Origin of the sequence: Aquipuribacter hungaricus, assembly GCF_037860755.1 — a bacterium.
Classification (GTDB): domain Bacteria; phylum Actinomycetota; class Actinomycetes; order Actinomycetales; family JBBAYJ01; genus Aquipuribacter; species Aquipuribacter hungaricus.
In genome coordinates this window covers 1-9,671 of record NZ_JBBEOI010000135.1, presented here as the reverse complement: position 1 = coordinate 9,671, position 9,671 = coordinate 1, and the positions used below count along the sequence as shown (strand labels likewise).

The window sequence follows — 9,671 nt, the reverse complement described above, 5'->3', positions numbered from 1 at the left end:
TGGCCGCCCGCAGCGCCGCCAGGTGCGCCCCGGCCCACCGCGCCCGGGCGTCGAGGTCCGACGCCGCCGCGCGCAGCCCCTCCCGGGAGCGCTCGAGCAGCGCCACCACCGCGGCGTTCACCTCGGCGGCGGCGACCCCCGCGGAGTCCACCCCGGCGGCGTCACCGTCACGAGTCCCCCCACCCTCGACCTCTGCTCGAGGGTGAGGGCGGGGGTCCACCGCGAGGTCGACCCGGGCCGCCGTGGGCACGCCGGCCGGGGCACCCGGGCGGGGCGCCTCCATCAGTCGAGGTGGCACAGCAACCACCACTGCCCCTGGTCGGCGGGCCCGGCGGGACCGCCGGACATCGCCGGGACGGCGGCCGGGACCGCCTGCGCGAGGTCGTAGACCCCGGTGCCGAGCGCCCGCCCCGCCCCTGCCTCGACGCGCCACACCGTCCGCTCGGGGACGGCGGGCGAGGAGGGCTGCTCCCACCACGCCTCGCGCTCCAGCCACGACGCCAGCACCTCGCGGACGACGTACAGCCGGTTGCGCCAGAGGAAGGCGTCCGGCACCGGGCCGCCGCCCCCGTGGGTACCGTCGGGACCCTCGGCGAGCCTGACCTGGACTGGTTCGTCGTAGCGACGCACGATGGCCTCCCCGTGCCGGTGCTCGAACGCCTGTCCGTTCGAACGCGTGTTCGAAGACTAGGTCGGACCCGGACCCGCGTCCACCGCCCCGGCGAGTCGCCCGGCGCGACAGGAGATCCACTTCCCGGACCCTCCCGGACGGCCCCTCCCCGGCCCCCCGGACGGCCCCGCCGACGACGCGCGGACCGTCTGTCCACCCCCCGCCCTACGCTCCCGGCGTGACCGAGCAGCCCTCCCCGTCCCCCTCCCGGGGCGACCTCGCCGACCACCCCGGCGTGACCCGCGTCCGGGCGGCGCTGGCCGCCGCCGGGGTGCCCGACCGGGTCGTCGTCCTCGACGAGCACGCCCGCACCGCCGCCGAGGCCGCCGCCTCGCTCGGGGTCGGACCGGCCCAGATCGCCAGCTCGCTGGTGTTCCTGGCCACCCCGCACGGCGGCGGCGGGCCCTTCCCCGTCCTCGTCCTCGCCTCCGGGGCCCACCGCGTCGACACCGCGCTCGTGGCCGGCGTGCTCGGGGTCGCGGCGGTCGGCCGGGCCACCCCGGACGACGTCCGCGCGGCCACCGGGTACGCCATCGGCGGGGTCGCGCCCGTGGGCCACCCGCGCCCGCTGCCCACGCTGGTGGACGCCGACCTCGCCGGGCACGAGCAGGTGTGGGCCGCGGCCGGGCACCCGCGCACGGTGTTCCCGACCAGCCACGACGAGCTCGTCCGGCTCACCGGCGGCACGAGCGCCGTGGTGGCGGCAGGACCTGCCCGCTGAGCGCCGCCTAGACTCCGGGGATGCCAGCACGGGGTGGACGACCGGCACGCGGGGACCGGCTGGCGCTGGTGCTCGCCGGTCTCACGGTCCTGGTCCAGGTGAGCTACCCGCTGCTCGACGGCCGCCCGCTGGTGGCCGCGACCATCGCCACCGTGGTCCTGTTCTGCCTGGCCAGCCTGGTCCACGCCACCGTCACCGCCGGCGTGCGGACGGCCCTGCTCGTGCTGCTCGTCGCGGGCGGGGCGGGGCTCGTGGCCGAGGCCGTGGGGACCGCGACCGGAGTCCCGTTCGGCCCGTACACCTACACCGGCACCCTGGGCTGGTCGCTGCTCGACGTCCCCGTCGTCATCCCGCTCGCCTGGACGATGATGGCCTGGCCGATGCTCCTGCTCGGCCGGCGGCTCGCGGCCGCGCTGGTCCCCCCGACCGGGGACCGGGCCCGGGGCCGTGGGGCCCGCGCCGCGCTGGTGGCCGTGCTCGGAGGGCTGGGGCTCGCCTCGTGGGACCTGTACCTGGACCCGCAGATGACCGCCGCGGGGCACTGGGTGTTCGCCTCGCCCGAGCCGGGCCTGCCGGGCGTCCCGGGCATCCCGCTCACCAACTACGCCGGCTGGGCGCTCGTCGCGGTGCTCATGGTCGCCCTGCTCGACGCCGTCGTGCCGCGCACCGAGGTGGACGAGGCCGTGCCGGCGCTGCTGCTGGCGTGGACCTGGCTCGGCTCCGGCCTGGCCAACCTCGCCTTCTTCGGCAAGCCCGCCGTCGCTGCCTACGGCCTGGTGGGGATGGGCCTGCTCGTCGGGCCGTACCTGGTCCTGCTGCGCCGGTCCCTGGCGTCCCCGCGCGAGCACGGCCGGCTCTCCCGCACCTCGACGAGCGCGTGAGCAGCAGGACCGCCGACCGCCTCACCCGGGCCGGCACCGGGCTGGCCGTCGCCCTCACCGCCCACACCGCCTGGAACACCACCCGGCTGCGGCGCCCCCCGGCGGAGCCGCCGCCGGTGCGCGAGCGGGTCAGCGTCCTCGTCCCGGCCCGCGACGAGGAGGCCGCGCTGCCCGCGCTGCTGGACTGCCTGGCCGAGCAGGTCGGCTGCGACGACCTCGAGGTGCTCGTCTGCGACGACGGCAGCACCGACGCCACGGCCCGCCTGGTCCGCGAGGCGTCGGCCCGCGACCCCCGGGTGCGCCTGATCACCGGCCGGGAGCGGCCGCCCGGCTGGCTGGGCAAGCCGTACGCCTGCCACCAGCTCGCCCGGGCCGCGACCGGCTCGGTCCTGCTGTTCGTCGACGCCGACGTGGTGCTGGCGCCGCACGCGGTCGCGGCCACGGTGGCACTGCTGCGCGGCAGCGGCCTCGACCTGGTCTCGCCGTACCCCCGGCAGGTCGCGGTCACCGCGGCCGAGCGCCTGGTCCAGCCCCTGCTGCAGTGGTCGTGGCTCACCACGCTCCCCCTCGTCGCGGCCGAGCGCTCCCCCCGGCCCAGCCTCGCCGCCGCCAACGGTCAGCTGCTCGCCGTCGACGCCGGCGCCTACGCCCGGGCGGGCGGCCACGCTGCGGTGGCCGGCGAGGTGCTGGAGGACATCGCCCTGCTGCGGGCGGTCAAGCGCAGCGGCGGGCGGGGCGTCCCGTGCGACGGCTCCCAGGTCGCCTCGTGCCGGATGTACACCTCGTGGCCGGAGGTGCGCGACGGCTACGCCAAGTCGCTGTGGGCGGCCTTCGGCTCCCCCGCCGGCGCGGCCGCGGCCATGGCGGTGCTCGGCCTGGCCTACGTGTGGCCCGCCGCGGCGGCGCTGCGCGGCTCCGCGGTCGGTGCGGTCGGCCTGGGCGCGGGCGTGCTGGGGCGCTACCTCACCGCCGAGGCCACCGGGGCCCGGTCGCTGCCGGACGCGCTGGCCCACCCCGTGTCGGTGCTGCTCGCGGCGTCGCTGACGGTGACCTCGTTCGTGGGACGGTACCGGGGCACGCTGCGCTGGAAGGGGCGGGAGGTCGCATGAGCAGGGTCGTCGTGGTCGGGGCAGGGCTCGGGGGGCTGGCCGCCGCCGTCAGGCTGGCGCACGCCGGTCACCGGGTGACGGTGCTCGAGCAGTCCGCGCGGGTCGGCGGCAAGCTCGGCCGCTACGCGCGCGACGGCTACGGCTTCGACACCGGGCCGTCCCTGCTCACCATCCCCTCGGTCTACGAGGAGCTCTTCGCGGACACCGGGGCGCCGCTGCGCGAGGAGGTCCCGCTGCGGCCGGTGGACCCGGCGTTCCGCTACCGATTCGCCGACGGCACCGTGCTCGACGTGCCCGACGGCGGCGGCCCCGCGGTCGCGGCCGCGATGGACGCCGCCCTGGGCGAGGGCACAGGCGCGCAGTGGACGGCGTTCATGGAGCGCGCCGGCGAGATCTGGGAGGCGACCCGCGGGCCGTTCCTGTCCTCGCCCCTGGACGGCGCGCGCGGGCTGCTGAAGGAGTCCCGGCGGGTCGGCGACCTGGCGACCATCGCCCCGTGGCTCAGCCTGCGCCAGCTGGGCCGCCGCTACCTCAAGGACGCCCGGCTGCGGGTGCTGCTCGACCGCTACGCGACCTACACCGGCTCCGACCCGCGGCGGGCCCCGGCCGCCCTGGCGACGGTGCCGTACGTGGAGCAGACCTACGGCGCCTGGTACGTCGAGGGCGGCCTGCGCGTGCTGGTCGAGGCCGTGGCCCGGCGCGCCGAGCAGCTCGGCGCGGACATCCGGACCGGCGCGGACGTCGCGGAGATCATCGTCAAGGACGTGCCCGGCCCGGTCGGCTGGCGCACCCAGGGTGTCCGGCTGCGGGACGGCAGCCGGGTCGACGCCGACGTCGTGGTGTCCAACGCCGACGCCGCGCACACCTACCACGAGCTGCTCGCGGGTCCGCCGGGCGAGCTCGGCCGCCGCCGGCTGCGCAAGGCCGACCCGTCGCTGTCCGGCTTCGTCCTGCTGCTCGCGCTGCGCGGGCGCACCCCTGGCCTGCAGCACCACACCGTGCTGTTCCCCGACGACTACGACGACGAGTTCGACTCGGTGTTCGGGACCGGCCGGCACCGCGGGCGCACCCGGCCCGCCCCGGACCCGACCGTCTACGTCAGCGCGCCCGACGACCCGGCGCTGCGCCCCGACGACGGCACCGAGGCCTGGTTCGTCCTCGTCAACGCGCCGCGCCACCGCCCGGGCGAGCCGTCGCGCGGGGTGGACTGGCACACCGAGGGGCTGGCCGAGGCCTACGCCGACCGCGTGCTGGAGGTCATGGCCGAGCGCGGCCTCGACGTCCGCGACCGGGTGCTGTGGCGCGTGGTGTCCACGCCGGCGGACCTGGAGTACGAGACCCGCAGCGTCGGCGGCTCGATCTACGGCAGCTCGTCCAACGGCGCCCGCTCGGCGTTCCTGCGCCCGGCGAACGCGAGCAACGTCGAGGGCCTGTTCCTCGTCGGCGGCTCGTCGCACCCCGGCGGCGGCATCCCGCTGGTGGGGATGAGCGCGGCCATCGTCGCCGACCTGGTCGGTCCCGCCCGGGCCGGGGCGCCCGGCACGGCCGACGTCCCCGACGGGGACGCCCCGGACACCTGAGGGCACGCACGGACGAGGCGCGCCGCCCCCGGAGCGCAGCCGCCGGCCTCAGCCGACGGTCGTCCGGGCCCCCGCGAGCCCCAGGTCCGCGCACACCTCGAGCGTGGCCGTCGAGGAGTTGAGCGTGTAGAAGTGCAGGCCGGGCGCCCCCGCGGCCAGCAGCCGCTCGCACAGCAGCGTGGCGGCCTCGATGCCGACCCGGCGGACCGCGGCCGGGTCGTCGCGGACGGCCTCGAGGCGGGCGACGAGGTCCGCGGGCAGCGGCGTCCCGGACAGCTGGGCGAAGCGCTCGACCTGGCGCAGGTTCGTCACGGGCATGATCCCCGGCAGCACCGGCAGGTCGACGCCCTGCGCGGCGACGGCGTCGACCATGCGCACGTAGGCGTCGGGGTCGAAGAAGAACTGCGTGATGGCGAACCGGGCGCCGGCGCGGGCCTTGAGGGCGAGCACGCGGGCGTCGTGCGCGCCCGAGGTGGACTCGGGGTGCCCGTCGGGGAAGGCGGCGACGCCGACCGCGAAGGTCCCGAGGCCGGCCACGAGCTCGACGAGCTCGATGGCGCGGTCCAGCCCGCCCGGTGTCCGCTCCCACGGCGTGCCGGGCCCGCCCGGCGGGTCGCCCCGCAGCGCGAGGACGCTGCGCACGCCGGAGTCGGCGTAGGCGCCGATCACCTGCCGCAGCTGGGCGGTGGTCCGGCCGACGCAGGTCAGGTGCGCGACCGGGGCGAGCGAGCTCTCACGGGCGATGCGCTGGGTGGCGCGCACGGTCCGGTCCTGGGTCCCGCCGCCGGCGCCGTAGGTCACCGAGACGAAGTCCGGCCGCACGGTCTCCACGCGGCGCACCGCCTGCCACAGCACCCGCTCCCCCGCCTCGTCGCGCGGGGGGAAGAACTCGAACGACAGCGCGGGGCGGCCCTCCGCGCGGGCGGCGTCGAGGGCCTCCGGCACGGTGCGGTGCCGCTGGGGCATGACGGAGGCCTCGGGCACGGACCCAGCGTAGGCGGGCGGGCACGGACGGGCCGGGGGTGCCCGCCCGGCGGCGCGAACCTACATTGGGGGCCATGGACAGCCCTGCGCCCGCCGGCCCGCCGACCGCGCCGGTCGCGCTCGGGGCGCTCGCCGCCCGCACGGTGCTCGACACCGAGGGGCTGCGCACCCGGGTCCAGAAGACCCTCGACGACGTCCTGGCCCGCCAGGTCGCCACCGTGGAGGCCGTCAGCCCCCACGCCGCCCCGCTCGTGGAGTACGTCGTCGACCTGCTCGCCGGCGGCAAGCGGCTGCGGCCGGCGTTCGCGTACTGGGGCTGGCGGGGCGCGGGCGGGGCCGACTGCGACGAGGTCGTCGTGGCCGTCACCAGCCTCGAGCTCTTCCAGGCCGCCGCGCTCATCCACGACGACGTCATGGACGACTCCGACACCCGCCGCGGCCGGCCCGCCGTCCACCGCCGCTTCGCCCAGCTGCACCGCGGCTCCGGGTGGCACGGCGACACCGAGCGCTACGGCATGGCAGGCGCCGTCCTGGCGGGCGACCTGTGCCTGTCCTGGTCGGACGAGGTCCTCGCCTCGTGCGGGCTGCCCGCGGAGGCGGTGACCCGCGGCCGCGTGGTCTTCGACCGGATGCGGACCGAGCTCATGGCCGGGCAGTACCTCGACATGCTCGAGCAGGCGACGATGGGCACCACCGACGACGACCCGGTCGAGTCCGCCCGCACCGTCATCCGCTACAAGAGCGCCAAATATACGATCGAGCACCCGCTGCTGCTCGGCGGGACCCTGGCCGGGGCGCCGGACTCCCTGCTCGCCGCCTACTCCGGCTACGGCCTGCCGCTCGGCGAGGCGTTCCAGCTGCGCGACGACCTGCTCGGCGTCTTCGGCGACCCGTCGGAGACCGGGAAGCCCGCCGGGGACGACCTGCGCGAGGGCAAGCGCACCGTGCTCGTCGCCCTGGCCATGGAGCGCGCCACGCCCGCGCAGGCCTCGCAGGTGCGCCGGCTCCTCGGCGACCCCGGCCTGGGCACCGAGGGCGTCGCCACGCTGCGCGAGATCCTCCTCGACACCGGCGCGGCCGACCGGGTCGAGGCGCTCATCGCCCGCGACGTCGAGGCGGCCACCGCGGCCCTGGCCCGCGCCGACGTAGCCGACGACGCCCGCACCGTCCTGGAGGGGCTCGTCGTCGCCGCGACGGCCCGCAGCACGTAGCCGCCGCGTGCCACCGGCAGCACCGCTCCAGCGGCACCAGCACCAGCAGCACCAGCGGTGAGACCCAGCCCACACCGGGCCCCGCATCCACCGGCGCCGCCCGCGCGGCACCAGCACGACGACCGGTCCGCGCACCGGCGACCAGCACCGACCACGGAACTCCTACCGACCGGAGCACCCTCATGAGCGCCGTCCTCACCCCCGCCCGGCTCGCCGGCTGGCTGCCCGGCCGGGTCCGCACCGTGCACGGCCCCACCGACCACGTCGTCGTCGTCGGGGCCGGGCTCGCCGGCCTGTCCGCCGCGATGCGGATCGCCGGGGCCGGCCGCAAGGTCACGCTGCTCGAGCGGGAGGACATCGCGGGCGGGCGGGCCGGCCTCGTGGTCAAGGACGCGCCGGACGGCAGCGGGCAGTACCGCTTCGACAACGGCCCGACCGTCCTCACGATGCCGGACCTCATCGCCGACTGCTTCGACGCGCTCGGCGAGGACATGCACGACTGGCTGGACCTGGAGCCGGTGTCGCCGCTGTACCGCGCGTTCTACGCCGACGGCAGCCACCTCGACGTCCACGCCGACACCGAGGCGATGTGCGAGGAGATCGGCCGGGTCATCGGCCCGGACGAGGCTGCCGGCTACCGCCGCTACGTCGACTTCGTCGCCAAGCTCTACCGGTACGAGATGCGGGACTTCATCGACCGCAACATCGACACCCCGCTGGACCTGCTGACGCCCAACCTCGCCCGGCTCGCGGCGATCGGCGGCTTCGGCAAGCTGGCCCCCAAGGTCGAGCAGTTCCTCAAGGACCCCCGCACCCAGCGCGTGTACTCCTTCCAGGCGCTCTACGCCGGCGTCAGCCCCTACGACGCCCTGGCCATCTACGCGGTCATCGCCTACATGGACTCCGTGGCGGGGGTGTTCGCCGCCAAGGGCGGGATGAACGCCATCCCGCAGGCCATGGCGGCCGCCGCCGAGAAGCACGGCGTCGACATCCGCTACGGCACGACGGTGACCAAGGTCGAGCACACCGGCGGCCGGGCCACCGCGGTCATCACGAGCACCGGGGAGCGCATCGCGGGCGACACGTTCGTCCTCAACCCCGACCTGCCCGTGGCCCACCGCGACCTGCTCGGCAAGTCGCACTGGCGCTCCAAGCAGCTGACGTACTCCCCCAGCTGCTACCTCATGCTCGCCGGCTCGAACCGCAGCTACGACTTCACCGCGCACCACAACATCCACTTCGGCGAGCAGTGGAAGGGCGTCTTCGACGACCTCACCCACGGCCGGCTGATGAGCGACCCGAGCATCCTCGTCTCGCGGCCCACCGCGTCGGACCCCTCGCTGGCGCCGGCCGGCAAGGAGATCTACTACGTCCTGTTCCCGACCCCGAACATGACCGCCGGCATCGACTGGGCGGAGTCCGCGCCCCGCTACCGCGAGCACGTCATCTCCCAGCTGGAGTCGCGCGGCTACGAGGGCTTCGGCGACGCCATCGAGGTCGAGGACGTGACGACGCCGCTGGAGTGGGAGCAGCGCGGCATGCAGGCCGGCGCCCCGTTCGCCAGCGCCCACACGTTCTCCCAGACCGGCCCGTTCCGCCCCGGCAACCTGTGGGGCGAGAACGTCGTGTTCACCGGCTCGGGCACGCAGCCCGGCGTCGGGGTGCCCATGGTCCTGGTCTCGGGCCGGCTGGCCGCGGAGCGCGTCCTGGGCAAGGACAAGGCCTACCGCTCGCGGGCGTGGCGAAGCATCTGAGCACCGGGGCGGACGGCCCGACCGGGGCGGCGCGCCTGGGCATCGGCCTGGCGGCCGTGGCCCGTCCCGCCTACATCACGGCGGGGCGGGACCGCGACCTCGGCGGGCACCGCTCGGTGGACCGGCTGAGGGAGCAGACCTGGGCGGTGCTCGACGCGGCGGTGGAGGTCGGCGTCCGCTACGTCGACGCCGCCCGCTCCTACGGCCGGGCCGAGGAGTTCCTCGCCTCCTGGCTGGCCGCGCGGCCGGGCGTCGACGTCACGGTGGGGTCCAAGTGGGGCTACCGCTACGTCGGCGGCTGGCGGACGGACGCCCCCGCCCACGAGGTCAAGGACCACTCGCTGGAGGCGTTCCTGGCCCAGCGCGAGGAGTCCCTGGCGCTGCTGGGCGACCGGCTCGCGGTCTACCACGTCCACAGCGCCACCCTGGAGACCGGCGTCCTCGACGACACCGCGCTGCACCGCGCCATGGCCGGGCTGCGCGAGCGCGGCATCGCCGTCGGCGTGTCGACGTCCGGCCCGGACCAGGCGGCGGTGGTCCGGCGCGCGGCGGCCCTCGTCGTGGACGGCGAGCCGCTCGTCACCTCGTTCCAGTCGACGTGGAACGTCCTGGAGACCTCCGCCGGCCCCGCGCTGGCCGAGGTCGCGACCGCGGGCGCACGGGTGCTCGTCAAGGAGGCGGTCGCCAACGGCCGGCTCGCGCCCGGCGGCGCCGACGGCTCCCCCGGCGCCCGGCGCGCGGCCGACCTCGCGGCCTCCCTC

At 76.7% G+C, this 9,671-nt stretch carries 9 protein-coding genes; 7 read left to right on the top strand and 2 right to left on the bottom strand.

Annotation, left to right across the window (positions count from 1 at the left end; translation table 11 throughout):
- Nucleotides 1–282: 282 nt before the first annotated feature.
- Entirely contained in the window at nucleotides 283–630 is a 348-nt protein-coding gene (locus WCS02_RS13430) for a DUF6504 family protein (protein ID WP_340294059.1), read from the bottom strand.
- A 218-nt stretch (nucleotides 631–848) separates the two neighbouring features.
- Here WCS02_RS13430 and WCS02_RS13425 point away from each other — a divergent pair, with 218 nt between their 5' ends.
- The 4 genes from WCS02_RS13425 to WCS02_RS13410 are packed head-to-tail and all read left to right on the top strand — an operon-like array spanning nucleotide 849 to nucleotide 4,961.
- Nucleotides 849–1,391: a YbaK/EbsC family protein gene (locus WCS02_RS13425; protein WP_376984114.1), complete on the top strand. Its 543-nt coding sequence runs from the start codon at nucleotides 849–851 to the stop codon at nucleotides 1,389–1,391.
- Between the two features lie 20 nt (nucleotides 1,392–1,411).
- Nucleotides 1,412–2,272, top strand: coding sequence for a carotenoid biosynthesis protein (locus tag WCS02_RS13420; protein ID WP_340294057.1), 861 nt, complete (start codon nucleotides 1,412–1,414; stop codon nucleotides 2,270–2,272).
- Nucleotides 2,269–3,381 carry a glycosyltransferase family 2 protein gene (locus tag WCS02_RS13415; protein WP_340294055.1) on the top strand — a complete coding sequence of 371 codons (1,113 nt, stop codon included), beginning with the start codon at nucleotides 2,269–2,271 and terminating at the stop codon, nucleotides 3,379–3,381. Before WCS02_RS13420 ends, WCS02_RS13415 begins: the two co-directional genes overlap by 4 nt.
- Entirely contained in the window at nucleotides 3,378–4,961 is a 1,584-nt protein-coding gene (locus tag WCS02_RS13410; protein WP_340294053.1) for a phytoene desaturase family protein, read from the top strand. The genes WCS02_RS13415 and WCS02_RS13410 overlap by 4 nt, the downstream gene beginning before the upstream one ends.
- Nucleotides 4,962–5,009: 48 nt before the next feature.
- On the opposite strand, the gene metF is transcribed toward WCS02_RS13410, so the two are convergent.
- Complete coding sequence (gene metF, locus WCS02_RS13405) at nucleotides 5,010–5,945, bottom strand: methylenetetrahydrofolate reductase [NAD(P)H] (protein ID WP_340294051.1); 936 nt, start codon at nucleotides 5,943–5,945, stop codon at nucleotides 5,010–5,012.
- A gap of 74 nt (nucleotides 5,946–6,019) precedes the next feature.
- Here metF and WCS02_RS13400 point away from each other — a divergent pair, with 74 nt between their 5' ends.
- From WCS02_RS13400 to WCS02_RS13390, 3 genes are all read left to right on the top strand, one after another.
- Nucleotides 6,020–7,156, top strand: a complete 1,137-nt coding sequence (locus WCS02_RS13400; protein ID WP_340294049.1) for a polyprenyl synthetase family protein — start codon at nucleotides 6,020–6,022, stop codon at nucleotides 7,154–7,156.
- Between the two features lie 182 nt (nucleotides 7,157–7,338).
- Nucleotides 7,339–8,910, top strand: coding sequence for a phytoene desaturase family protein (gene crtI, locus WCS02_RS13395; protein ID WP_340294047.1), 1,572 nt, complete (start codon nucleotides 7,339–7,341; stop codon nucleotides 8,908–8,910).
- Nucleotides 8,895–9,671 (top strand): aldo/keto reductase (locus WCS02_RS13390; protein ID WP_340294045.1); only part of this gene is annotated, 777 nt, incomplete at its 3' end. The genes crtI and WCS02_RS13390, both read left to right, overlap by 16 nt.

Excerpts from the sequence above, each read along its gene's own strand:
- WCS02_RS13420 (WP_340294057.1), top strand. The coding sequence starts at position 1,412 with ATGCCAGCACGGGGTGGACGACCGGCACGCGGGGACCGGCTGGCGCTG.
- WCS02_RS13410 (WP_340294053.1), top strand. The coding sequence starts at position 3,378 with ATGAGCAGGGTCGTCGTGGTCGGGGCAGGGCTCGGGGGGCTGGCCGCC.
- WCS02_RS13400 (WP_340294049.1), top strand. The coding sequence starts at position 6,020 with ATGGACAGCCCTGCGCCCGCCGGCCCGCCGACCGCGCCGGTCGCGCTC.
- crtI (WP_340294047.1), top strand. The coding sequence starts at position 7,339 with ATGAGCGCCGTCCTCACCCCCGCCCGGCTCGCCGGCTGGCTGCCCGGC.